Annotated in this window: 15 protein-coding genes; 7 read left to right on the top strand and 8 right to left on the bottom strand. The window is 55.8% G+C overall.

Translation table 11 applies throughout. The features are described from left to right. Positions 1-441 precede the first annotated feature (441 nt). A complete protein-coding gene (locus BUQ90_RS17560) occupies positions 442-4,119 on the top strand; it encodes a YadA-like family protein (RefSeq protein ID WP_074204365.1) in 3,678 nt (1,225 codons plus the stop codon). A gap of 331 nt (positions 4,120-4,450) precedes the next feature. Here BUQ90_RS17560 and BUQ90_RS07295 read toward each other — a convergent pair whose 3' ends face one another. After that, positions 4,451-7,213 carry a helix-turn-helix transcriptional regulator gene (locus tag BUQ90_RS07295; protein WP_084192543.1) on the bottom strand — a complete coding sequence of 921 codons (2,763 nt, stop codon included), beginning with the start codon at positions 7,211-7,213 and terminating at the stop codon, positions 4,451-4,453. Between the two features lie 144 nt (positions 7,214-7,357). Here BUQ90_RS07295 and BUQ90_RS07290 point away from each other — a divergent pair, with 144 nt between their 5' ends. Genes BUQ90_RS07290 through BUQ90_RS07280 form a run of 3 tightly spaced genes read left to right on the top strand, consistent with a single transcriptional unit; the run spans position 7,358 to position 13,633 of the window. Next, complete coding sequence (locus BUQ90_RS07290; protein WP_143182752.1) at positions 7,358-8,785, top strand: M23 family metallopeptidase; 1,428 nt, start codon at positions 7,358-7,360, stop codon at positions 8,783-8,785. A gap of 12 nt (positions 8,786-8,797) precedes the next feature. Further along, positions 8,798-11,704, top strand: a complete 2,907-nt coding sequence (locus tag BUQ90_RS07285; RefSeq protein WP_074204363.1) for a hypothetical protein — start codon at positions 8,798-8,800, stop codon at positions 11,702-11,704. Positions 11,705-11,713: 9 nt separating this feature from the next. Then, positions 11,714-13,633, top strand: coding sequence for a phospholipase D family protein (locus BUQ90_RS07280; protein ID WP_074204362.1), 1,920 nt, complete (start codon positions 11,714-11,716; stop codon positions 13,631-13,633). Positions 13,634-13,851: 218 nt separating this feature from the next. On the opposite strand, the gene BUQ90_RS07275 is transcribed toward BUQ90_RS07280, so the two are convergent. From BUQ90_RS07275 to BUQ90_RS07255, 5 genes are read right to left on the bottom strand one after another with little or no spacing between them, the layout of a single operon-like run. Beyond that, positions 13,852-14,919 carry a M14 family metallopeptidase gene (locus tag BUQ90_RS07275; RefSeq protein ID WP_074204361.1) on the bottom strand — a complete coding sequence of 356 codons (1,068 nt, stop codon included), beginning with the start codon at positions 14,917-14,919 and terminating at the stop codon, positions 13,852-13,854. Between the two features lie 21 nt (positions 14,920-14,940). Then, on the bottom strand, positions 14,941-16,191 hold the full coding sequence (locus BUQ90_RS07270) for a DUF3526 domain-containing protein (protein WP_074204360.1): 1,251 nt from the start codon (positions 16,189-16,191) through the stop codon (positions 14,941-14,943). Continuing rightward, a complete protein-coding gene (locus BUQ90_RS07265) occupies positions 16,191-17,627 on the bottom strand; it encodes a DUF3526 domain-containing protein (protein WP_074204359.1) in 1,437 nt (478 codons plus the stop codon). Before BUQ90_RS07265 ends, BUQ90_RS07270 begins: the two co-directional genes overlap by 1 nt. Then, positions 17,624-18,343, bottom strand: coding sequence for an ABC transporter ATP-binding protein (locus BUQ90_RS07260; protein WP_204244750.1), 720 nt, complete (start codon positions 18,341-18,343; stop codon positions 17,624-17,626). Before BUQ90_RS07260 ends, BUQ90_RS07265 begins: the two co-directional genes overlap by 4 nt. 18 nt (positions 18,344-18,361) lie before the next feature. Then, on the bottom strand, positions 18,362-20,542 hold the full coding sequence (locus BUQ90_RS07255) for a TonB-dependent siderophore receptor (RefSeq protein WP_074204357.1): 2,181 nt from the start codon (positions 20,540-20,542) through the stop codon (positions 18,362-18,364). A gap of 988 nt (positions 20,543-21,530) precedes the next feature. On the opposite strand from BUQ90_RS07255, the gene BUQ90_RS07245 reads away from it, so the two are divergent. The 3 genes from BUQ90_RS07245 to BUQ90_RS07235 all read left to right on the top strand — a co-directional run bounded on the left by BUQ90_RS07245 (position 21,531) and on the right by BUQ90_RS07235 (position 23,178). After that, entirely contained in the window at positions 21,531-21,725 is a 195-nt protein-coding gene (locus BUQ90_RS07245) for a hypothetical protein (RefSeq protein WP_074204355.1), read from the top strand. A gap of 294 nt (positions 21,726-22,019) precedes the next feature. Next, positions 22,020-22,448 carry a M24 family metallopeptidase gene (locus tag BUQ90_RS17975; RefSeq protein WP_074204354.1) on the top strand — a complete coding sequence of 143 codons (429 nt, stop codon included), beginning with the start codon at positions 22,020-22,022 and terminating at the stop codon, positions 22,446-22,448. Between the two features lie 181 nt (positions 22,449-22,629). Next, positions 22,630-23,178 carry a cyclic nucleotide-binding domain-containing protein gene (locus tag BUQ90_RS07235; RefSeq protein WP_074204353.1) on the top strand — a complete coding sequence of 183 codons (549 nt, stop codon included), beginning with the start codon at positions 22,630-22,632 and terminating at the stop codon, positions 23,176-23,178. Here BUQ90_RS07235 and BUQ90_RS07230 read toward each other — a convergent pair. Further along, positions 23,065-24,069, bottom strand: coding sequence for a metallophosphoesterase (locus BUQ90_RS07230; RefSeq protein WP_074204352.1), 1,005 nt, complete (start codon positions 24,067-24,069; stop codon positions 23,065-23,067). The genes BUQ90_RS07235 and BUQ90_RS07230 overlap by 114 nt on opposite strands. 157 nt (positions 24,070-24,226) lie before the next feature. Further along, a complete protein-coding gene (locus BUQ90_RS07225; protein ID WP_159437049.1) occupies positions 24,227-25,123 on the bottom strand; it encodes a LysR family transcriptional regulator in 897 nt (298 codons plus the stop codon). Between the last annotated feature and the right edge of the window lie 41 nt (positions 25,124-25,164).

Here is a 25,164-nt window from a genome sequence, read left to right as displayed (position 1 = left end):
AATTGAACGCATCTCGGACAATCTGGCCACGACCCCTTTTTCCCTCCCTTTACCGCTGTTTACATCATCTCAGAAACGGATCGGAACTGCAATGTCCGGAAACGGGATATTGCAACGGACGGACTTGGCCCAAGCGCCAGTCATCGTCGCAGCCCTCCGTTTCCACGCCGGTTTTCGACCAGAGACCGGACGTTTGAAAGCACCGGGGAGGACCATATGAGCCACTATTTTACGCGCTGTCGCACGACCGAGATTCGAGCCTTCGTGGCTCGATGTCGAGGGAGCATGAGTAGGCACCCGCGGGAATGGGCGGGGTGCTCCCCGGTGTCCCGTCCGTTTCGCGCGTGCCCTCAAGGCACTCCAGATATCCCACAAAGCTTCATTGCACCAAGCCGCCCGCCAAACCGCGATGGCGCTGACCTCATTTAAGGAATTTGCATTATGACCCTTTTGACCGAAACCATTCGCCCTCAAACCATCCGGCGCGGTCTGTTAATCGCGACCAGCATCGCCGCGCTTTCGGCCGCCAGCCCGGCTTGGGCTGAAACCTGCTTGCTTGATCGCAACAATAACGGCGAAGTCGATCCGGGCACCGATAATGATGGCAGCGCGGATACAGCGGGTAGTGATTTACAGCTGGCTTGCGGTGTTGGAGCGACGGCAACTGGCCCTGGAAGCACGGCGATCGGAGCTGACGCGACAGCAACAGGCGCAAGTAGCGTGGCAATTGGTAGGGATAGCGTGGCCAGCGGCACCGCCAGCACCACCATAGGTGCTCAGGCGACCGCTGGTGAGATTGGCACAGCGATTGGCTTTGACAGCGAAGCTAGCGGTGATAGCGGTGTTGCGATTGGGGCGCAGGCGACGGCGTCTGGTATTTCAAGTACTGCAATTGGTGGCGTTAGTGAAGCAACCGGTACTACCAGCACAGCGATTGGCTTTGACAGCCAAGCTAGCAGTATTAGCGACACTGCTGTTGGTGGCGGGAGTATAGCCAGTGCAGGCTTTAGCACCGCCATTGGCGGAGACAGTGAAGCAACTGGTACCGCCAGCACTGCTATTGGAGCTTTTAGCGATGCCACTGGAACTGCCAGCACAGCGATTGGCTTCCAGACTTTTGCCACAGGCGAACGGTCCATTGCTATTGGTTCGGATGGCGAAGATACCGGTGGCGTTGGTGCTGTGGCATCGGCCGATGGTGCGATCGCCATCGGCAATGATGCCTTGGCTTCCAGCGAGCGGGCGGTGGCACTTGGTCTGGGCGCAGTGGCTTCGGGCTCGACCGCGCTGGGCGGCGGGGCGCAGGCAACTGGCGCTGGTTCGGTTGCTGTCGGCATCGATGCACAGGCGACGGGGGATCGTTCGATTGCGATTGGCGAAGACGGCGGAGATGGCGATACGCTGGGCGCGGTTGCTTCTGGGGAAGACAGCACGGCAGTCGGCAATAATGCATTGGCCAACAATGCCCAAGCAAGCGCGTTCGGATCCGGAAGTGCGGCGAGCGGGACCGGCAGCATCGCCATTGGAGCTTCCAGCCAGGCCAGTGCTGCACGCAGTACCGCCGCCGGATTTAACAGCGTGGCCAGCGGTTTGGGCAGCGCCGCCATCGGGGCTTCCAGCGAGGCTAGTGGTATCAACAGCACCGCTATCGGACGCGACAGTCGGGCCAGCGGGGTCGGTGGCACCGCTACCGGAAGTTTCAGTGAATCTAGCGGTATCAGCAGCACTGCTACCGGCCAGGCTAGTGTGGCCAGCGGTGAACGCAGCACGGCCATCGGAACTTCCAGCGACGCAACCAGTGCATATAGCACCGCACTCGGTTCTTTCAGTGAAGCCATTGGTGACCGCAGCACCGCCATCGGTTCAAGAAGTGTGGCCAGCGGTGACCAGTCTATCGCTATTGGTGCAGATGGCGACGATCCCAACAATATTGGCGCTCTTGCCGCTACCGCCTCCGCCAGGGGCGCGATTGCAATCGGTAATGAAACACAGGCAACGGCGATTAATTCGGTGGCGCTGGGCGCTGGATCCATTGCCAATCGCGCCAACAGTTTATCGGTCGGCTTTGTCGGCGGTGAGCGGCAGATAACCAACGTTGCGGCAGGCACCGAGAATACCGATGCTGTGAACCTGGCGCAACTCAACGCGTCCATAGCGACGGCAGGCGCCAGCGGTTGTCGCAACAATCCCGGACTTGACGGCATCCCGGGCAATGCCGACGATCCTGCCGACACACTCGAATGCGGTGACGGGGCTTTGGCCTCGGCGGTCGGCAGCACAGCCATTGGTGACGATAGCCAAGCAAGCGGTGCAGAGGCGACTGCGGTCGGCAAAAGTGCACTGGCTTCGGGTGAAAGCGCCAGCGCCTTTGGCTCGGGCGCAGTGGCCATCGGGGACGACAGTAACGCTATGGGTGTCCAAAGTACGGCCAGTGGTTTCCGGGCGACAGCCAATGGCTTTCGCAGCACTGCCACTGGTGAGCGGAGTACAGCTATCGGTGCCCGTAGCCAGGCATCGGGCGACTTCAGCACGACTACAGGAAGCGATAGTGAGGCCAGCGGAGACGGCAGTACCGCGACCGGTTTTGACAGTGAAGCCAGTGGACTTTTTAGCACAGCAATGGGTTCTCAAAGCACAGCGTCGGGCAGACAGACTATTGCTGTCGGTACCTCCAGTAACGCTGAAGCCAATGGAGCGATTGCGATTGGCGGCGACGGGGGCGACCCGGATTCTGATGGCGCTCTGGCGTCAGGTGAAAACGCCATTGCGTTAGGCAGTGATGCACAGGCAACAGCAACAAATTCGGTAGCGCTTGGCGCAGCTTCTGTGGCCGACCGTGACAACACGGTTTCGGTTGGGAGTACCGGCGCTGAACGGCAAATCACTAACGTTGCGGCGGGAACCGAAAATACCGATGCCGCCAATGTCGGACAGGTTAATGCTGTGGCGAATGCGGCGACCAATGCGCAGGCCACGGCCGATCAGGCGCGCACCGAAGCCGCGGCAGCGCAGACCCGTGCGGATGAAGCGTTTGCCAGTGCGGCCACCGCCCAGACGACTGCCGACACCGCTCGTTCAGAAGCCAGGGCTGCACAGCTAGCGGCAGATCAGGCCGGTGCAGGTGTGGTCGAGGCGCAGGCCAAGGCGGACGAGGCTTTTGAAACGGCCGTCGAAGCACAGGCAGACGCGAACACCGCGCGGAACGAAGCGATGCAGGCGCAGACCGATGCCAATCGCGCGCTGGCGCAGGCCGAAGCCAACAGCCAAGAACTGGCCTATTTTGACACCAACAGCAGCGGCCCCGGCGCCAGCGCCACTGGCACGGACGCGCTTGCGATCGGCACGGGCAGCGAGGCGATGGGAGACGAATCCGTCGCAGTCGGTTCTGGCGCACGGGCGATAAATGGCAAGGCCGTTTCCATCGGTGCGGGCAATGTCGCGTCGGGCAATGGCGCTGTGGCCATCGGTGATCCGAATTTTGCAACTGGTACGGGTGCAGTAGCGCTGGGGGCAGACAACAGCGCCACAGGAACCGGCGCGGTGGCCATTGGCAATCTCAATGTGGCCAACGGTAATGGAGCCATCGCCCTCGGTAACGACGCTTCGGCGGTCGGCAATGGCGCTGTTGCCATCGGTCCCGGCGCTGTTGCCGACCGCAACAACCTGATCGCGCTGGGCGGAGGCAATGCAACGGTACGCATTTCCGGCATCACCTCTTCGGCCAGTCGCGCCGCACAGGACGGTGCGCTCAACATCGTGACCACCGATGCGATGGGCAATCTGGCTGCGATGGAAATTGATGTTACCGGACTGACCACTCTCGGCGAGCGCACCGGTATTCTGGAAAACCGCACTACGCTGCTGGAAAACAGCGTGACCCGCATGAGCAAACAGACGAATGGCGGCATCGCCGCTGCCATGGCCATGTCGGGCAGCATCATTGTGCCGGACACCACTTGGTCCATGTCGTTCAACCTCGCCACCTACAATGGCGAACAGGGCTTCTCCAGCGCCCTTGTGGGTCGCCTGAGCGAGCGGGTCTATATCAGCACCAGCATAGCAGGTTCCACTGCACGCGGCACAACCGGTGGTCGCGTCGGGGTGGCATTCGGATTTTAAGCTTCGATTGAACGCAACTTGACGGGATCGATCATGACACGAAAAAGCGCATGTACGGCACGTTCGACCGTAGTAGATCAATCCGAAACTGCAGAGCGCCTGTCGACGAATGCGATGCACTCTTCGGGAAAAAATGGTGACAGGAACCAAACCACAATATTGCCAGCCATTATCGCTGCGTTATATTTGGCCTTGTCGGCTATCATGTTCTTCTGCAGTCGGAACAGCTGAGTGCGCGATTGTATGAAGGGGGTAATGATCTTTGAGATATAGCAAACCCGGCGTCCGCTTTTGCGCCCAAAGCGGACATTGGGACTGCAGGTTCTTGTGTTCAGGCATTGCGGTCCAAACGATTGGTCTGCCCCTGCTCCCTGCCAAGAAGCCAGGGTTCATTCTGTGACCGCACGATGGCTTCCATTCTGTTGCCAACGTTCATTTTCGCCAAAACGGCTGAAACATGGTGTTCAATTGTTCTCTTGGAACGAGACAGTTTCTCGGCAATTTCAATGTTGGTGGCTCCAGCGGCAATCAGAGCAAATACTTCCTGCTCTTTCTTCGTGAATCCAAGGACATGTTCTCGCGCGGAACCATAGGGCCCTCGTTGTCCTCTGGGCATTTTTCCTGCAACATTGAACTTGCGTGCCAGTGCTCTCGCCTTTTCTATGGTTCGCCCTGCTTCCATCGGGAGCAAAATTTTCAATGCGGCCGCCAGGCTCTTTTCGCCGTCTCCGCCGTTTACCTGCATCAGCGTCAGCGCGGCCGAGTAAGGCGCATTTAGTGCTGCCCATGCATCAGCGGCGCCGGATATGTCATCTGCGAGCTCAAGAGCAAAAGGGTCTGGCAGGTTCAGGAAAAACTCCCGCGGAACATCATGTCCAAAACGAAGCGCCCAGACCGCAAACTCTCCCCTGTTCCACTTGTGAAAACTTTGCGGGGCAATCTTTCCCAGGGCGTCCAGCTGGATGATCGCTTCATCCTTGCGTTCAGTCAGCCAGGCGTTTTCGACAAGCGCCAGTCGCGCCGGAATGACGTATTGAACTTCATCAGTACTGATCGCATTTTCCAGCACTTCTGAAAGCAGGGCATCGGCGGACTGACATCCGAACCGCATCCGGACCCTGGCAAGAACCGTGAGAGCAGGGAGGCGCATCAGCAGCGTCAGGCGCTTCAGACCAAGGACGCCCTTGGCCACGGCTTCGGCATTGTGCAGACGTCCCTGCTCAAGTCTGAGCCGGGCGAGAATGCCAACAAGATAATGTATCCACGCATCCAGATCATGCTCGGAGTCAAAGGCGATGCCCCTGGAGATATATTCCTCCGCGAGCGTGAATTTTCGAAAATCCACTGCATGTTCGGACAGATTGGTGTAAACGCGGGCAGCATGTTCGTGAAACTGATGGTCATGCGCCAGTGACAGACTTTCCAGCAGGGCATCAACACCATCTGGCTGATCCTGAAACACCATGGCAAAACCCACATTGTTGAGAGCGTGTATTCGAGCTTCGATATTGTCGAATTCCTCTGCCAGCGTCAGAGCACGGCGGCCCCAGCTGATGGCTTGTTCCATCCGGCTGTTCAGCATGTGGAGCTGCGATCTGAGGCTGTAGGCCATAGCCCGTTCGGCAGAAGGAGCTGCGGTTTCCAGAACCCGTACGGCTTCATCCGCAAAATGACTGGCCCGGGCAGATTCGCCCCGATACCAGTGCAGGCGTGATAACCAGCGCAAATTTTCGCCAACCTTTTCAGGTCGATCCAGAGCGCGCCACAGGGATATTGCATGTCGCCGCGCTTCGAGCACCTCGTTATCGATTCTGAGTGCCAACCCTGCTTCATAAGCCCAGTTCTGATATAGCTGGGCTGCCAGCGGGGGGTCAGCCTCATCGACAAATTTCAGGGCTGTTGCATAATGTGCTGCGGCTTCCCGATGGGATCCCACCGAGGCTGCCTGTCTTGCCGCTTTCGGCGCATATTCAAGAACAACCGATCCTGCCAGTGCTCCGGCAGCATGATGGACAATCCAGTCGAGTGCAGGTTCCGGCGTCAGTTGCAGCAGCGTTTCAAGCGTTTTGGCGTGAATGAGCTTCTGTTGACTGGCAGACAATCTCGACAGTGTTGCAAGCCGTGCCAGTTCATGACGAAACCGGATTTTTTGCTCCTTGTCCTGCGACAGTAGCTTTTTCCTGACGCACGCAGCCACAATGTCCCCGGAAGCATCATCAAACATCTTGTGCAGAAATCTTGTGCCGACTGCACCCGGAACAATACTGAGTGTTTCCAGAAAAACTCGTTCGGACGAAGGTAACCGATTGAGGCGTGCGTTTACGGCTTCTCTCACGGATGCCGGTATATCCTGCCTTGTATTGCCTTCATTCGCGAGAAGTTCGGTAACAAAAAAAGGGTTGCCGCCCGTGACTTCGAAAATGTGACTCAGATCTGCACCGTGGCCTTCGCCAAGTGCCTCCACGCCTTTTTGCGACAAAGGAGACAGCATGATGCGATTGACCCGGCTTTGCGGCAGTTCCCCCAGAACCTGATTCAGGGGATGTTCGGCATCCACTTCGTCGTCCCGGTAGGAAATCAGCAGGACCGCTCGCAACTGGGCGATGCGGCGCCCCAGAAATTTGAGGAAATCAAGCGTGGCATGATCAGCCCAGTGAACATCTTCAACGACGACCAGAACAGCTTTCTTTCGGTGCGCTATTTCGTCAATTATCGACTCGAATATTTTGTGCGGTGCCGCGCTGCTGTCCAGCAGGGCCGAAAGTCCCGATTCAAAAGCAGGACGCATGTCATGGAGAGGGCCAAGCGGTCTGGGCGTGAACAGTGCATCACAGCCACCCCAGAATATGTCACATCTTTCGCTTGCCAGGTCACGCAAGGCTTCCAGTACGGATGTCTTTCCCAAACCGGCGCTGCCGGAAATAATGACGATCCCGCCTTGCCCGTTTTCCGCTGCGTCAATAGCCGCAACAAGGTTGCCAAGTACAATATCCCGCTCGACCAGCACTACGCTGATCCGGCCGCGAAATTGCCATGTACGATCTTGGACACTGTCATAATCACCCGGATTATCTGGCAGCCCCCTTGTCGTCATTCTCACATTTTGGCTGCGGTCTGCAAACGAAAACTGGGGGACGTGATCCAAAAATTGGGTGTGTGCACGGACGATTGCCTGGTCGTGCAGTGATATTCTCGAGTCGAAAATTCCGAGGGAAACATCATGGCCTTGAACAGACAGATGAGACGATATTCAGTCGGGAATGCGGTCGCTCGCACAGCTTCAAAATTGCTGATCCTGCTGGCTGGTATATCGTTTGCCGGTTCGGCTGGTGCGCAGCAGCGATATGATTTCCCATTCAAATTCCCCGAACTCAAGGTTCGGGTATCAATAGCAATCGCCGGATCCAGTGACCGGGTCTACTACTGGTATCATGACGGTACGCTGAGTATCGGCACGAGCACAAACCCCGCAGCATATGAATCCTCCAGACCGTCAGGACAACCCAAAGGCAAGTTTCTTGCCGCTGCGGCGATCGCAGGAAGCAACGACCATGTCTATTACTGGTATGAAGACGGCACTGTCAGCCAGGGTACATCCACCAATCCGACAAGATATGGCGGCTACCAGCCCTATAGCTTGCCCTCTTCCAAAAAGCTGGCCGGGGTAGCCATCGCAAAGTCCGATGACAAAACCTATTACTGGTACACGGACGGAACGAGGAGCGTGGGATCGACCACGGATCCACTGAGGCACAGCAACGGCTATTTGTCACCTGCGACGGGTATTCGGGCACGGACATTGCTGGGTGTGGGCATCGCGGGCAATGATCATGTCTACTACTGGTATGACGATGGAACTGTAAGTTCCGGAACAACCGGCGACCTGTCGAGATATGTGTTCTACAGGAAGTACAGATGGGAAGACAGACTCGGCACTCTCGCAATTTTGTGGGGACGGGCCAGCCATGGTGGCGGGGTGCAACAATACGGGTTTGATTTCGGCACCAACCGTTTCCAGTCGGAATATCGGGTTGCCGAAATCTTCAACGGACGGACTTTCCTGCGACCCGGTGAAGCGATCGATGGCGGTCGGGAAAACCGCGACTGGATGATTTACGGCCAGAAAATTTACGCGATGGCCGATGGCGAAGTTATCGCGTGCTGGAGAAACGCTCCCGAGAACCCGGTAGGCAGTCTTCATCAAAACGTGACGCAAAACCGGATATATGGTGGCGGCAACGGATTCTGGATCAGGCATGATGACGGTTCCAGAGCTGAATATGCCCACATGATACCGGGAACGGTTCCGAGCAGCCTCTGTCCGCACAATGATGCCCTGTTGCCCGAGGCCGTCGGGCCGCGCGTCGAAACCAGCTGGCCCTATATCAGGGTTCCAAACGCACAAAGACAACGGGTGCGCACCGGGGACTATCTGGGACGCGCTGGCAATTCCGGCACCAGTTCAAATCCTCATTTGCACATTCACCTCGAAAGCGGCGGCACCAACCCCACAAGCGTCGCTGCAAAAAGACCAAAACCCATAACATTCAAGAGTTTGAAATATCTGGACCTGAATGACGCTGATCCAAGTTGGAACAACATTGCGACGCTCATCACTTTGCCAGCTGGACCGATATTGATCCGCCCTTATCCGGGCTCCAACTGAGGATTATTTGCCATGCATTCCGAAGAACTTTTCCGCTTTGTGGCCGTCCGGGCTCCCCGCGCCCGGCGACAACCAATTGACAGCCTGACGCTTGTCGAAATCTCTCCGTTCGTCCGCACATTGCTCGACAATTTGCGAAACGACCAGCCGCGCTCCCTGGCGCTGGCCACCGTTGACGGGTTCCTCGAACGCGAGCCGGTACGTCAACGCAGCGAAAATGACCCGATTATCGCAAGTCTGATCGAATTTCACGACACGGTGCTTCGCGAACGACCCGGCGACAGCGAAATGGCGCGTGAACTTGCCGGTCGAATTTTCGGTGCAGGTCGGTCCGCGTTGACCGGCCAGTCTGAATTTGGGGAAGCCGTCACTTTTGCCCGCGACGCTATCCTCGCCCTGAAGGCAAATTCTGAAGGCCGGCCTGGCTTGCTGGCCCGCTATACCAAGGCCATGCAGGCGGCAGCGCTTATCCAGGCGCTGGATGCTGATCGTGACAATATGGACTTTGCGGAGATGCGTGCCGTGCTTCTGGCCCCCATCCTGTTGCCGGGAGAATTCGAGGCGTTGCAGGAACGCGAAGCGGAATTCGAAGTCGAAGCCGAACCCTCAACGCCTCAAAGGGGGACAGAAACCAGCGAGCTGGCGACTCTCGAACGCGCAGTGGCCGAGCTGTCGGCTGCAACCGGGGGACTGGAGCGAGGGGAAACGGATGATGACCGATCTGTCAGCATCAACCTGTCCCGTGCAGCGAGCAGCAGACTGTCCTTGCCGGTACGTACTCTGCTTGATGACGAAGATATCGATGTGGAGAGAGACAATTTTGTCTCCGTGCTCGATTCTGTTGTCAGTCGGCGCAATGCCCTGGCGACCACTCTGGCGGCAGAAGTTGACGAGGCCGATGATGACGAAGCCTTCCCGGTCGTTCTGGCAAATGCGGTTCTGCCCGCAACCGGGGGAGCACCTGCGCTGCCTATGGATCCAACATTTGCTGATCCCTCGACAATGCCGCCGACGACTATAGGTCCCTTGAAGCCGACGGGCGTCGGATCCCTGCTCAAGGTACGCCAGCAGATCAAGCGCTATGAGGCCGTTGGCATCAGCCATGTGCAAAATGTCATGCGATCCGAGTCGCGCAACCGCTCGACAAGCCGCCTGCGCCGGACCGAAGAGACTTTCCTGATCGAGGAAGAAACCACATCAGAAGAAGAACGCAGCCTTCAGACAACGGATCGCTTCGACATGAAATCCGAGATGGAAAACACTCTTTCCAGTTCTCGCGAGTTTTCTGTCGGGGCCAAGGTCTCGGCAGGCTATGGCCCATTCGTCCAGGTCGAGGCCTCGACCGAATTTGGCACCAGTTCGTCCTCGGAGCAGGTAGAGCGATCCGCTTCGTCCTTCGCGCGGGAGTTGACCGAGCAGACGGCCAGCCGGGTCAAGCAAAGGCGCCGCACGCAGCGCAGCACGACGACGCTGGAGCAATTTCAGGAAGACAACAGCTACGGCTTCGACAATACTGACGGAGATTCCCACGCTATCGGGGTCTACCAGTGGCTTGATCAGGTCTATGACATGCAGGTCTACGACTATGGTGTCCGGATGATGTTTGACTTCACCTTGCTGGAACCGGCAGCGATGTATCTGAAGGCGGTGGAATCGCAGGTGGCCAAACCGCGAGGACTGAAAGCGCCAAAGCGATTTACGCTGAAGCCGGATGAGATTACCGAAAGCAACTACACCAAATATGTTGCTCGTTATCGTGCTGAAGGGGTGCAGCCTCCACCGCCGCTGCTGCGCACGCTGGCGCATTCTTTTTCGCACACGTCGCCAGACGGCACGCCAACCCAGCATTCGGCGGATGCGATGCTGGTCGTACCCGAAAACTATCGGGCCTTTCAGGCAAAGGCGGCAATCATGATCAATGAATTGTCCGGAGCTGCGCTTCCGCCGAATTTCGGTGACGGAGAAGGCAGTTTTCAGCCGCCCGACGAAAACCGTGTCGATATCCTGATAGCCAAAAACCGGTTGTTCAAGGTCCAGAGCGAAGACGACACGATTGAAGATCAGGTTGATGCTTTCAGCCATGCCGAAGGTGATCTGCCCATGTCGCTGAATGCCGTGAACATCGTGTCCTTCGCGGCCACGGTAACGATTGACTGCATCCGCACCAACCGCGCTCTGGAGAAATGGCAGCTTGCTACCCACGAGGCCCTGACCCGTGCCTACCAGGCGCGCCGCGCGGAATATGAAGAGCAGCTGGCCATCCTGGCTGCCACCCAGGGCGTGCAGCCCGATAGCCGCAATCCCACGTTCAACCGGATCATCGAGAGCAACGAGATTCGCCGTATTTCGCTCATGATGCTGACCGGACAGCGTTTCAAGTCAACTTCCGTTCCCCTGTCGCCGCAGGCGGCCGAATTTGACTTCGGACGGATGCTGCGATCTGGCCGCTACGCGCAATTCTGGGAAACCGCGATCGACTGGGACAATATCGATTATCAGTTTCTCCCTTATTACTGGGCACGGCAATCTACATGGGGCCGGCTGTTGACTGAAAATGCGGATCCGGTCCATGCCGAGTTTATCCGGGCCGGGGCCGCGCGGATTCGCATTTCGGTGACGCCGGGCTTCGAGGCGGCAATACTGCATTTTCTGGAAACCGGAGACATATGGTCAGGGGGTGAGTTGCCCGAGGTGACGACCGCCAGCTACCTCGCATTTCTGGATGAAATCGCTGAACGGCGGGGAGACGAAGAAACGCCGGCGACGGATCAGCCCCTGGGTGGCGGTCCGCCAACCGAAGTGCCATGGGGCGAACCCTGGGAAGTCCGGCTGCCCACTACGCTCATACGCCTGCGACCAGATGACACACTGCCCGAATGGGAGCAGTTGGAAAACGGTACCTGGCAGCCTGCAAACTGAGGAACGACCGTGGCCAGTCCGCTTCCAGGATTTCAACCTGCGGCAGCGCGCGGTGGTCCGCTGACGGAACGCCCGCCTCCGCGATCAGGCAATGACGTCACGCCATTGATCGACGGGACAGCAAAGCTCAAGGCACTCGAACAGGCTCTGCTGGATGCACAATCGACGATCGAGATCGGCTACTGGCAGTTCGACCCGGCAATGGATTCGATAACCAAATTCGCACTCGACCCGATCCTGCATCCAGACATCCCTGGCTCGAATATCGTCACCGAACGACCACTGGCGATGCTGATTGTCGATGCTCTGGCTCGCGGTGTTGAAGTCAGGGTAATAATGAGCGACTTCGAACCGCTGTTCGATCTGGAAGCGCATTTCGATGCATGGGACTCATATTTGCAGTTGCTCAAAACCGTTGCAAAATTCGTGACGCGCAGCCCGGCCATCGACCCTGTTTTGTTCCAGATGATTTGTGCCCGACACCCGGCAACGCTTAACCCGGGAGCGCTTGCTCCCCTGACCAAGACAAAAGCCGCGGCGGATGCCCTGGAAAAAGATCTGGCCGAATTCCAGTTGAACGCCGTGATCGACAAACTGAACGATTTGCTCACAAGCATGAACCAGCGCGATGTACTGGAAAAATTTGCTATCATGCCGGGGCTCTGGGACAAGATCGAATTTGATGCGGGCGCAAGGACTTTCAAGGCCATTGCCTCACCACCATTTCCGTTGTCAGTCGCCTCTCACCATATCAAGCTGTGTGTGGTGGATGGTCAGCGCGCCCTGATGGGCGGAATGAACCTGAACGGCCATCTTCTGGTGAGTAATCCCACGCACAAGCTTACACCGCCCGATTTCCAGCAAACACATGATTTGCATGTCGAGGTCGCTGGACCAATTGCACATGACTACAGGCGATTTTTCGCTGGACTCTGGAATGCAAGCATCGATGATTTCAATGCTTTTCTGGATGGTCAAAACCTGATCTCACCCGGATCCCCAATGTCCCGCAGCACAATCAAACCCATGACGGTTCCGACTTCCTATTCGGGCCCGCGTTCCGGTTCGCTGACCGGGCAGGCTGTCCGCACCGTCACCGGCCCAATCCCGGTACCTCAGGCAAGCAGCTCCCGCCCTCCTTTGCCAAATGATCTGGCTCTCGATACCCGGGATGCCTATCGCGATCTGATCGACAATGCCAAACAGTATATTTACATCGAAAACCAGTATTTCCGCTGGGCGCCGTTGGCAGGGCGAATCAAACGTGCCATGCACCGCAACAAGGCGCTGGAGGTGATCGTCGTCCTGCCACACCGGACAGAAGAAGTCGGCGATCCGGTGACGCTGCATGGCAATGCCATTCAATTTGATGAGCTGACCAAGCTGGCAAATGCGTTTCCGACGCGCTTCGGCCTGTTCACGTTCACGTCGCCCACACCGCCGCGCCCTCGCGCGGATACCTATCAGCGGTCCGTTCCTGTCTATATCCACTCAAAGGCGATTCTTGTTGATGATGAAGTGGCGCTAGTCAGTTCTGCCAATCTCAACGGGCGCAGCATGATGGTCGATACGGAAATCGGCCTGATCTGGGCCGGGCGGTCCTCAGTCACGAAGTTTCGCAAGACTCTCTGGAAACATGCGCTGGGCACTGGCACTGATCAGGGCAAGGCAGGTGAGTTTCTGGCACGCTGGCGCTGGCGCGCGCTTCGAAATGCGTTCTTGAGCCCGGACAAACGCACCGGTCTGGTCGTGGAGATGAAAGTATCCGATCTGGCCAGGGGCCTGCGCATCGATAGTCCGCTAAATCCATTGCCGAGCACTAAGGTGCTGGCACCGGCACTTTACGTGTATTCAGCAACGCTTGGTACAGATCATGCCGGCAGACCCCCATTGAAGCCAATCGCGGTTAGTCGTCCGAACATCAGCTAGAGTCGCTCTTTCGCTCCTGCATCGGACGTGTGAACGGAGGCTTTCGTTTGACCCTGCAGTGCTGCCACCGAAGTCTTTTTTCCACTTCAGCCATCCGCACAAAACAGGGGGCTTCTTGCCCCCAACATAATGTCCGCTTTCGGGATGAAGCGGACATGACTGCTTTGGGGGCAAAAAATGGACGTTAAAACCACGTCAAAAACAACGAAAACAGCCGATCAAAACCTGTCTGTTGGTATTCCGATAGTTACAACTCCCCAACCTTCCCGGACCGGTGGCCCCTGGATACCGTAGAGTGCATAGCCATCAATTGGTGAGTAAATCCGCTCAACTTCCTTGCCCGCATAGTCGCGGATTGTTCCGATCAGGTCGCCTTTGAAAAGGTACCGGCGTTCAGGATCGACGGGATAGAACAGGCCAGAATGCGAAGCGCGGGCGGCGGTTGTTCCTTCGAACAGGCGCAGCACGGGCGGTACATTATGTTGCGGTTTGTCCCAGATGCCGAGGATGCCCATGGCATTTTCAACGCCGGTTACGATCCCCGCAATGAACTTCTCATCGCGCCTGCCATTCTGGCCGAATTCCACCAGCACCGTCGGGATGCCGCTGGCCACGCCCTGTCGGTTCAGCGATCGGCCTGTGTCCACCTGCTGCTGCGTGTTCATCGAATAGCGGACAAGGTTGGGAAAGCCGAATCCTTCGCCCACCTTCCGTGCAAGCTCAAAATCGGTCGCGAGCGGTCCACCATAAACGCCAACAAAAGGTTCGAGAAATTCTGCGCCATCGCCGCAGTGAAGGTCGAGCAGAAAATCGGCCCGCGCAACCACTTCGCGCGACAGAATATCCGCTATCCGCTCGGTTGACGTACCGGTCGGGCTACCCGGGAAGCTGCGATTGAGGTTTTTCCCGTCAACCGGATTGAGATGGGGCGATTTGCCTTCATAAGATGGAATATTGGCAATGCGCACAAGAATGAGAGTTCCGGTAAGGTCTGCTGGATCAATCCGATCCGCCAAGCGGTCCGCCGCGATGATGGGGGGGAACTCAAAGCCGTGCACACCAGAGACTGCGGCCAGTACAGGACCTGCCGCATGACCGTGCAGAACGGTGACGGGTATAAACGTTCCAGGTTCATCGCCAAGTGCGGGAACGGTCAGGCGAAAGTCGGCGCGCGTACCGGGCGCTATCGTCTGATCGCCAATGGCGAATGGCTGCGATTCTGCAGCAAGTGCCGGAACCGCAATCAGGGTGAACAGGGCCAGGAGAAATGAGCGAAACAAATGCATGAATATCCTATTGGTCTGCTGTTATGATGGTGGTTTATAGACGGGCAGGCTGCTTAACAAATTCGCATCATACGGTTTTTCAGGAAACATCAGCGGATAGTGAAATGCGCGTAGCTGTGCGTGGAATTCACGAACGGCATCTTCATAAGCAACCATTGATGCGGCATCGGTATTGGCAAGCTTTTCAAAAGCGCGCTCGACAAATGATGTCGGAGACAACAATGAAACGAGGCCAGCCTGTCTGTCGCGTGACAATCGTCCTTCGCGATATTGCTTTACGAGGGGTGCGGCTTTCTGGTCACCCACGTGCTGGAATGCATAATACCATTTCCAGGCCCATGGGCCGTCAATTACCGCATAGTCCGCCAATTCCGGATGTTCCTCAACAAAGGGGATCATCGTGTCTTCCTTGGGGAGGTCCCAGGCATCATTGACCGTTTCGCGCTGCAGCAGCAATATCTCGCCGCCATCGGGAACCGGATTACTCGCCTCAATGGCTGCCTTGGACAGCGCGGGCACAACGATTGCGAGAGCCAGCCAGATGCCGATTAACGTTGTTAGCAAGATGGAAGGCGCCGCGTCGATGCGGCTCACCAGTTCGACAATGAGCCACCAGATCAGCAGTGAACCGATAACAATGGCTGTCGCTTGCAACAGGGTACCCGCTGAAGAACTCTCGATCAGCGCCGCAATCCAGAGCGGAGTAAGCAGCAAAAGCGCCAGCAGGCCAACGCGAACCAACGCTCTGGGCAACCACAATTGCGTTGGCGACCCAACGGTCGCTACCAGCAGATCATGCCGCCGCGCGGTCCGTTCGGAGGCACGTAAATCATAGAGCAGCAGGATCAGGAGTAACGGAGCGACAGATGCTGCGAGGAAGGCAAAGTCGAACCGGCCAACCAGACCAAAATCCGCGTTCCGGGTGTCGGATTCGTGAATTTGACCTTCGAGCGCGAGCATACGTACCCGGTGCTTCCAGGGGCTGCTGTCCCTCTGCCCCATGGCCGCGAATGCAAAGTCAGATGGCGGTGCATAGGTAAGATGAAACGCATAATAGGCGGCGCTTCCCCATTCTTCCTGACCTTGCAATGCGTTGGCTCGATCAGCCGCATCTTCCTTGATCAACGTAGCAATGGTCTCTCGTTGTTCCCGGACTTCAGTCACTCCGAAAGATACAGCCACAACCGAAAGAGCAAAGGCCAGCGTCAGCCAGAATATTGCGCCTCGGTCTTTAGCGAGGAAACTGGTTTCGCGAACAATATTCCTCAACATCACAGACGTACCCTTCGTGCCGAAATGAACACAAATGCGACAGCGAGCAATAACCAGAAGGTCAGAGTGCCCATCGACATCATCGCCCGGCTGGTTCGCTCACCAGCGCTGTCAGGTACAAAGCGAAATTCGTCGAGCACCTGCCAGGCTTCTGCATTCACTCGCGCCCGGCGTGAGGCCTCCGGACCAGCGTTGCGGTTCATATCAATCGCATAGTCGAGTTCTTCAGCATGAACTTCGTTGAGCGATTGAACAAAGTCAAAACGCAGTGTTTCACTCTCGCGCAAGAAACGGTGGTGCGTTGCCAGATCGGTTCCTGACAAGGTCCGCGAGGCGGAACTGATTGCAATTGTTGGGGAGGCAAGCCCGAAGAAGTCGAATATCCGCGATTGTGCCGCCTCAAGATTCATACGTTTCTCTGCATAGCCGTTTAGCAACTCGGTCAGTTCTGCTTCCGAATAGGAAGCCACAACGCCGCGCCAGTTTATTGGCAATTCCTCGATTGTTTCCACTTCATACTGTTCCAGAACTTCCGCTTGCAGGCGCTGAAAGGCCGGATCGGCCGCATTGTGGCCATCACCCAATTTGCGTTGCTCAGCCAGCATGACGAGATCACTCTCGATCTTTCCGGGCGCATCGACCATGGCGCTGCTGGCGTTGATAGCGAAGCGCGGCACGACCAGGGCTGCGAATAGCCAGGCAAAGATCAACACACCCAGCGATACCGCTCGCTGTTTCAGGATGATGGAAGCGGCCAGCACAATCGCACCCCAAACGCACAGGTAAACGAAATAGCCGCCCACCAGCGAAAATGCCGCGAGGCCGCTTTCTCCCAAGCTTGTTGAATAAACTGCGACCGCGACCAGCGGGATCATGAAAATGGTGATAACAGTGAGCAGGGCCAATGCCTTGCCAGCGGCCAGCTTCGTTCCCGATTGACCTTGGGCCAGCATAACCGCCAATGTCCCGCTTTCGCGTTCGCGCAGGAACAGGGCATGGCCGAGAACAATGAGGAGTAAAGGCAAGAGCAACTGATACAGGCTGGCGGGTGTGAGCGCCGCAAATCCGCCCAAATCAGCAGCCGCTTTGGTATCGGCGAACATGGCCGTATTTTGCCGGTGGCCTTCCAGAAAAATCGACTGGCCTGTGACCGCATCCACACCCGGTTCAAACATCGCCAGCGGTGGTGGTGGGCGAAAGGCATAATGGCCATAGTGAACCATCCGGTGCGGGTGTCTGTCTGGTTGTGCAAAGAATGTCTTTTCGGCTGCAATTTGCTGCTCCAGTCGCTCCGATTGCTCGGCAGCGATCCGGTTGATTGTCAAAAGGGTCGTGGCGGCGAGGAGAGTTGCAACAATCAGGGCAGCGGCTACCACCACTTTTGAGCGCATCCACAGACGCCATTCCTCGCGGGCGATCCGGGTAACCGGGCTCATGCCGCTTCTCGCTCGGCAAAGGCAGCATGAACGGTTTCCGTGTCTATACGCTGCCCATTTTCCGCTGAGAAGCTTCCGACCAATTTGCCGCGACGGAGCAGGCCGACCCGATCTGCAACCTGGCATGCTCCATAAACATCATGCGTCACCATCAGGATGGTTTGCCCGCCCTGCGCCAAGGCTTTGACCAGATCGTGAAATTCATCGATCGCAACCGGATCAAGGCCGGAAGTCGGCTCGTCGAGCAGCAAGATCGGCGTCTCGCGCAAAAGAGCCAGCGCAATCGCCGTCTTTTGTCGCATTCCTTTTGAATAGGATTGGAGGCGTCGGGAGCGGGCTTCAATTGGAAGCGCCACCCGGTCGAACGCAGCATTCAGTTCATCTACACCCGCCGATCGTCCTGCCAGATCAAGAAAATAGTCGAGATTTTCATAGGCGGTCATATGCCCGTAAAGTGATGTCGCTTCTGGCAAATAGGCTATAGCATTTCGCGCAGCGGTGACATCGCTGGCGACGCTTTGGCCGTTGACCAGTACCTCGCCGCCGGATGGTTCCAGAAACCCCAGAAATGTAAGCAGGGTGCTCGATTTCCCGGCACCATTGCCGCCGAGCAAGGCAAAAATTTCGCCCTGCGCAACGGTGAATGAAACTTTGTCGAGCACGGCATTACCTTCGCGCTTCAACGAAAGAGATCGAGTTTCGAGAGGAGAATTCATTTTTGCAGTCATCCTTTCCTAGAAACGAAACCGTCCGGAAACACGCACGGTCCTTGGAGCGCCAGGCTGAACCCAGACATTGGCAAAGGAGTCCGTGTAATATGTCTCGTCGAACAAATTTTCGACATCGACCCGGATCGCAAAGTTTTCGATTGGCTCGATCTGACCAAAAAGGCGGAATGTGGTGTAATCCGGGAGATCGAAATTACCGCCCACTTCGCCGTTTCGTTCTCCAACGTGAAGCATGCCTCCGCCAATCTGAGCCGGAAGGTCTCCGACTGCAAAGCTTTGGGATATTTGCAGACTCAGCTGATGATCTGGCGAGTTGATCAGCGGCTCGCCCGGGTTGAATGTCGTGAAGGTGGCGGAATCCGTTCCGCTATTGGTGTATTCCGCATCGGTATAGGCGTAAGAAAACCAGATGCGCAGACCGCTGTCGAAGCTGGCGTTGGCATCCAGTTCCAGTCCGCGGCTGCGCGCCTCGCCGGCGGGGATCAATTCACCCGCTGCTTCCGGGCGGGGATCAAAGATGAGAATGTTGCTTTGATCGACATCGAAGTACGTCGCGGATGCCGACCCCTGTACACCGGGAAATACCGTGCCAAGATCAAGCTTGATACCGGCCTCGAAGGAAGTCGACTTGTTCGGGTCGAACGAGTTTCCTTCAAAATCGGCGCCCGAGAGCTGGCGAATGCCTTCCCCGTAAGAAGCGTATAGGCTGATCCCGTCGGTTGCACGATAGACAATGCCTGCCTGCGGCGAGAACGCATCGTTGGAGGATTCGCTGACAGCCGCAGGATCGCTGCGACGGTTAATGAGCTCCTGGTCGAAATCGTCGAAGCGGCCGCCCAGACGAATCTGCAGCCTGTCTGTCAGATCAATCTGGTCCTGAATATAGAAACCAAAACCACTGGTGGTTTCGAGACGATCGATCTGGGCCGCTGCGTCCGGTCGCGGAAAAACTCCATATTGCGGATTATCCAAAAAGATCAGCAAATAGGTTTGCGGATCGAGCGCGCTGCTCGGCGCACCTCCGATACCGGCCTGGCGAAACCGATTGGCAACCTGGTCGTTGTCAAACTCGTCATAATCCACACCCGCAATCAAGCGGTGGCGGATACCCCCGGTGTTGAACTCGCCAGTCAATTCAGCGCGCAGCGCCAGATATTCTGCTTCATAATCTCTGAACCGGAAAAAGCGTGAAATGGCTTGGCCATCGACAAGATACGGCTGGCGACCACCAAAATTATTCTCATACGCATCCCCGACGAGCGATGTTTCCCGATATCCGGCACCGACAAGAATGCCCCAATTGTCATTGAAATTATGCTGAAACTCCAGTTGATGACCCAGAACCTCGGTGTCGATCAACGCATCGGGCTCACCTGTAAACAGCCTGCGCGGCGAAAAACCGAATTGATCGGAAAAAATCACACCGCGATCCTGCGGCAGTTCCTGCGACGTGTATTCCAGTTCATAGGTGAGGATCGAATTCTCCCCTATGTCGAAACGCACTGACGGATAGAGTCCATGCTTTTGCGTTTCCTTGGGTCCGCGAAAACTCCCGGCATCTTCATAAAATCCTGCGATTCTGATGCCGATTTTATCGCCGAGGGTGGTCTGCAAATCCACGTCGCCGCGATAGAAATCGAAAGAACCGCCCTGAAATTGCACATAGCCCGATGTCTCAAGCTGTGGGCGCTTTGTGATCAGGTTAATAGTGCCGCCAGGCTCGCCGCGCCCATAAACCGCAGAACGTGGACCTTTGAGAACTTCAATAGCTTCAATCCCCGAAATATCACGCGGTCCGCCGAATCCCCGACCCGCATTGAAGCCGTTGACGAGGAAATTGCTTGGCAGGTTGATATCGCCAGAAAAACCGCGAATAGAGAAGCTGTTCCACAGTCCGCCAAAATTATTCTGTCGCGCGACCGAAGCCGACAGATCCAAAGCGGCATTCAAATCCAGTGCATTGGTATCGCGCAATATTTCCGAGTCGAGCACCTGATCAGATTGGGGGATTTCCAGTTCGTCAAAATTTCCGCGATAGGCAGGGCGGACGCCGGTGACGATGATTGCAGACGAATCCTCCGCACTGACATCATCCGTGTTTTGGGTTTGTGCGAAGGCTGCGTTCGCGATGCAAAATGGTGCGCTGCTCAGCAGCAAGCGCGCGACGTTCAAAGTGTTTTTTTTCATTATATCCCTGCAAAACTGAAGATTGTGCGCCGGATGAGGACCGGCGATGCCAATTTGTCTTTGGAAATTTCAGCGCAGATAGCCCTTCGGCAAAATGCCTTGGTCATCCCGCAAATTGACTTCAGGAATTTGGAGGCGCGCGAGCCTTTATCTCGACCGTTGCTGCAAAATATTGCCAGTTCTTGGCTTCCGAATGCAGGAAGCCTGAAAATTCAACAGTCGCTATGTCCAGGGAATCAGGAACATCAAGATCGTCATTCGAGGATGCCTGCGCGCACATGACGCATTCGGTCGCAGAAGTTGCATCATGATCATGATGCTCATGGCCGGCCGTAATCAACTGGCCGAGCATGAAAACGCACAATAGCACAGGCAGCAAAAAAACCGCCGGAAGTTTGCGCCGATAGACCCTCAAGGATAATCCCATGGCTATGTAACTATGTTACATTTTTTGAAATGACAATAGCGGATGTCATCAGTCATCGCTGTATAGGTCTGCTTCCAAAATGGCGCAGGGTATAGCTTTATGCAGAAGCGTCCGCTTTCGGGATGTAACGGACACTGCCACCCTTCCCTGCAAAACGGATTTATTCCCAGATTTGATCGGAGATTTCCCTGTTCTGTTCTTTAGGGAATTCGTTATTGAAACTCCCAGAAACACAAGACTTCAGGCGACTAGATTCCACAGATTCAGCCCAAAATTACAGGATTTCCCTGGAAATTCCCGTGGAACAGGGAAAATGGCCAAAGAGACAGGTTCGCTGAAAACTGCAACCGTCACCACGCATTCCCTTGAAATTGAACTATTTCCAAGTCACTTGAAGGCGGCCGCGTGGTGCGCGGTTTTCTGTGTCTTGGATTTGTTGGTTTCATCTTAGCTATGTCCCTGGTCCGGGTAAGGCAGCTATTATGTCCTCACGTGATCGAGCCACGAAAGCCAGGATGAAATCCAAGAGTTCTTTTTGATACGGCCCGGAAATGGGAATAATTGAAATATCCTGATGCCGGAGAGGTTGTTGTCATCGGGGAATTTGAGGCTCAAAACAATTTTGGAGCGGACATGAGCTCGGCATATCGCTGTGTGGTTGATGCCCGGACGAAATCACTTGTGCAGCTGGCGATCAAGCAAGGTGGGGGATGGGATATCATCTATCGCCAGGAGGTTCGGCTGACTGGGCATTGAGCCGATGCTCGCACCGTTTGGCCAATTTGACATAGTCAAACTTTTCGCTCCGGTTGCAATGCCCGCTCAATCCCGAAAGCGAACACTAGCAGTTTTCTGTATTTCAAAGCGGTGGAGCATGAAATCTCAATTACTCTTCGCCAATCCATAGACTTCAATAGCATTGGCATAAGCGCCTCCGTCGCCCTGGAGCGAAGGGATGCAATGTGACGCTGCGTTACATTAGGCTCCATTAAATCGGTGAGAGAGCATTTCTTCGAACAAGTGGCAACAGAGGGCAATGTTCCTAAATTCATGGTTGTAGACGGCGTCATTAACGAGAGCGTTGATGGCGAGTTACGGGATGGGACTTCAGTCCTCATCGATTGCGTTAGTCACTTTGCCGGATATCACGGCGATTTCGGCCGGACAGTATTCATCGGCGAGCCTCCACAGAGAACAAGAAGTGCTGTAACTGCTATCTCCGATACGATTGAAGAATTGGGCCGGCAAATGCGGTCAGGTATGAGATTTTCGGAGATCCCTTCCATTGGTCAGTGCATATTGTCCAAATTGGGCGATTTCGCGGTGCCATTTGGCCCCCATTCCGTTGGACTAGCGCATACAGACCAGCCACAATCTGACATCGATGGCGGGTCTCTGGATATCATTCTCGAGGCCGGGATGATCATCAGCGTGGATTGCCCCCTGATGGTGCGGAAGCGATACATGACACCAGTGTGAGATACATCACCGTGTAGACCAAAAAATAGTGGTCGGGCGAGAGTCATCCGCATGACAATTCCGAACGCTTATCCGGCCGGAGCATCCAGGCAATGAAGTCGACCGGCCTTTAAGTAACCCTTCCTGGCCAATATTGCCGCGACTGACTTTGTTACCGAAATGGAAGGTTTGCCAGAAAACAGTGGGTGATCTGACCGAAGAAGATGTGCTGTTCCTGGCCAGGGCCGGAGAGATCAAGCTGTTCGAAGCCGGAGATATCATCATCGAAGCGGGCGCTGAAGTCCCGGCGCTCTATTTCCTGACCAGTGGCAGCGCCGAGGTTCATTTGGCCAATGGAACCAGCGTGGCATCACCGGGCATTGGCGATGTCGCTGGCGAAATGTCATTCGTTGAGAAACGCCCGCCGGAAGCCAGTGTCGTGGCCACTGAACCCTCCCGCCTGCTCGCTGTTCCGCGTGCTGAGCTGGAGAAAGAGCTAGGGCGCCACCCGGCTTTTGCCGGCCGGTTTTACAAGGCACTGGCGACATTTCTGTCTGACCGGCTGCGAACCACCACAGGAATGGCCGCCAGTGACGGGGTCAGTCATGATGGTCCAGCGATGGATTTCAAAAGCCAGTCACCGTATTTTGACTTCTGCGATGTTAAGCCTTGTCACATCGCTCAGCGTATGAGCGAAAAACTCGCCGTTTTCGATGCGCAAATAAGAGGGTACACCGCCATAGACAGCTGATGCACCAGTGTCGATCTGGATTAATCTGCCACCCCGACTGACCCGGATGCCTTTCTCATTGCGCGTGTGACCAACAATGATATGTGTTGCATCATAGGTCTTCAACACCTGTGCAATCTCGTGGCTGGCGTTGAAGTCCTTTGTATCAGGGCGTCCCCGGACATTGCCTCTGTACCAGAGCGGCCCCAGGGTGTCTCTCAATATGGATTCGCGCGAGCGATCCTGGGTGCGCAGCGCTTCAGATGCGGCGGTATTCATTTCATCCAGGGTGAAGCGGCTATATTCCCTGCTATAGCCACCATGTGCGAACAGGTAGCCACCAATTTTGTAGACCACACGATTCCGGGCAACCCATTTGCCAATATAGCCGGACGGGCTCCAGTGGATGGCATGCTCGAGCTTGCCCGGCGGCATGTTTTCCAGCCATTTCTCCTTGATTTCGTCAGACGTCATGTCCGGTTGCTGGTCACGAAAAGCCGCTTCGATCGCCTCACGTTTCGCCGCAAAATAGTCTGCCCTCAATTTCTCCGAATCTTCGGAGGCGAAGGCTGTAAACTCTCCCGGATGCACATAGCGCAGATCGCGATAAACGTTCATCGCCTCGTGATTGCCGACCATCGGAATCACCTTGCCACCAGATAGCGGCGCCTGTTTTTCCAGCTTTTGCAAACTCTCGATGATCTTCCGCGTGTCCGGACCCCGGTCGGGAATATCGCCGGTCTGAACAAAGATGGTATCGTCACCAGACCAGTTGCCATCGCCGTCAATCAACCCCGCATCGCGCATGAGGGCTTCATATGGGACATAATCTCCATGCATGTCGCCCAGGGCGACGATCTTCGGCAATCGGTCGACCTCTTCCGCGGGCTCCGAAACAGAAGCCGACAGCATTGTGGTGCCCCATACGAAAAGGAGGATGATAGAGATGAAGGAGAACAAACATCTTTGCGGGAGTGGTGAATCTGTTGTTTTGATCATCACGCGTCTTTCCTTCTTGCAATTATCGCATCGACAAGATCTGTTGGCGGCGGTCCGGCATGGGACTCATCTAAATGCGATGGTTTTCCAATTGCTCCCAGATTTTCGCTGCCAGGGGCCTCATTTTGGCACCGAGGCGATACACACGGACATTTAAAGGAATGTTCCACTCCTCGGTCACCAGTCTGACACCTGCATCTTCAGGCCGATCTTTGAAAATTGTATCCGGCAACCACGAAATACCGATCCCTTCGCTGGTCGCGCTCAGGAGGCTTTCTGCCAGAGACGAACGATACATGGTACTCAGTCTTTTGCGAAACGGTGCCCGGGCCAGCAGTTGGGAAATCACGCGCGTCATATAAGTGGTTGAAGCATATTCGAGATAGTCAATGGCTTCTGTTCCCCGGGACAGATCTATCGGCTCGGTTGTCAGACCCTGATAGGGCCGGATCCAGTGCTGATCGATGTCGATATGGGGATAATATCTGGAGTCCAGGTTGATCGAAACTGAATCATGCGCATAGCAAATGAAGAAATCGTAGCTCCGGTTCTGAAGGCCGGAAATATGTTCTTCAATCGAAGGAACTTCCGCGATCACGTGCAAAGAAAATTTGCCAATGCTCCCATATAGCGAACTCAGAAGTTCCGGAAGATAATTCAAGGTCAGCGTATGCAAGCACCCAATTGTTATACTGGATTTGTCAATGCGTGAAAATCTGCTGATGGTCGCCCGACCCTCGTAAGACCGCTCAACCAGATCTTTGGCGATATTGAGGTATTCCTCACCCGCCGGAGTCAACTGAACAGGATTTTGTGAACGGTCCAGCAGTGAGGTTCCGACCCAGGATTCCAGTGCCTGAATCCGGCGACTGATTGCGGATTGCGTAATATACCGGTCAGAAGCGGCACGGGCAAAATGCTGTCTGTTCGCAACCGCAATGAAATCTTCCAGCCATTTCAGTTCCACAAATGCCTTCCAATCATCTTTCGTTGCATCAACCAATCAAC

The organism is Parasphingorhabdus marina DSM 22363 (assembly GCF_900128895.1).
GTDB lineage: Bacteria > Pseudomonadota > Alphaproteobacteria > Sphingomonadales > Sphingomonadaceae > Parasphingorhabdus > Parasphingorhabdus marina.
Note: the sequence above shows the minus strand (reverse complement) of the source record. Positions and strands in the feature narration are given on the sequence as shown.

Excerpts from the sequence above, each read along its gene's own strand:
- BUQ90_RS07270 (WP_074204360.1), bottom strand. The coding sequence starts at position 16,191 with ATGTTGAGGAATATTGTTCGCGAAACCAGTTTCCTCGCTAAAGACCGA.
- BUQ90_RS07265 (WP_074204359.1), bottom strand. The coding sequence starts at position 17,627 with ATGAGCCCGGTTACCCGGATCGCCCGCGAGGAATGGCGTCTGTGGATG.
- BUQ90_RS07285 (WP_074204363.1), top strand. The coding sequence starts at position 8,798 with ATGCATTCCGAAGAACTTTTCCGCTTTGTGGCCGTCCGGGCTCCCCGC.
- BUQ90_RS07275 (WP_074204361.1), bottom strand. The coding sequence starts at position 14,919 with ATGCATTTGTTTCGCTCATTTCTCCTGGCCCTGTTCACCCTGATTGCG.
- BUQ90_RS07295 (WP_084192543.1), bottom strand. The coding sequence starts at position 7,213 with ATGACGACAAGGGGGCTGCCAGATAATCCGGGTGATTATGACAGTGTC.
- BUQ90_RS17560 (WP_074204365.1), top strand. The coding sequence starts at position 442 with ATGACCCTTTTGACCGAAACCATTCGCCCTCAAACCATCCGGCGCGGT.
- BUQ90_RS07230 (WP_074204352.1), bottom strand. The coding sequence starts at position 24,069 with ATGCTGTCGGCTTCTGTTTCGGAGCCCGCGGAAGAGGTCGACCGATTG.
- BUQ90_RS07290 (WP_143182752.1), top strand. The coding sequence starts at position 7,358 with ATGAGACGATATTCAGTCGGGAATGCGGTCGCTCGCACAGCTTCAAAA.
- BUQ90_RS07255 (WP_074204357.1), bottom strand. The coding sequence starts at position 20,542 with ATGAAAAAAAACACTTTGAACGTCGCGCGCTTGCTGCTGAGCAGCGCA.
- BUQ90_RS17975 (WP_074204354.1), top strand. The coding sequence starts at position 22,020 with ATGGTTGTAGACGGCGTCATTAACGAGAGCGTTGATGGCGAGTTACGG.
- BUQ90_RS07260 (WP_204244750.1), bottom strand. The coding sequence starts at position 18,343 with ATGAATTCTCCTCTCGAAACTCGATCTCTTTCGTTGAAGCGCGAAGGT.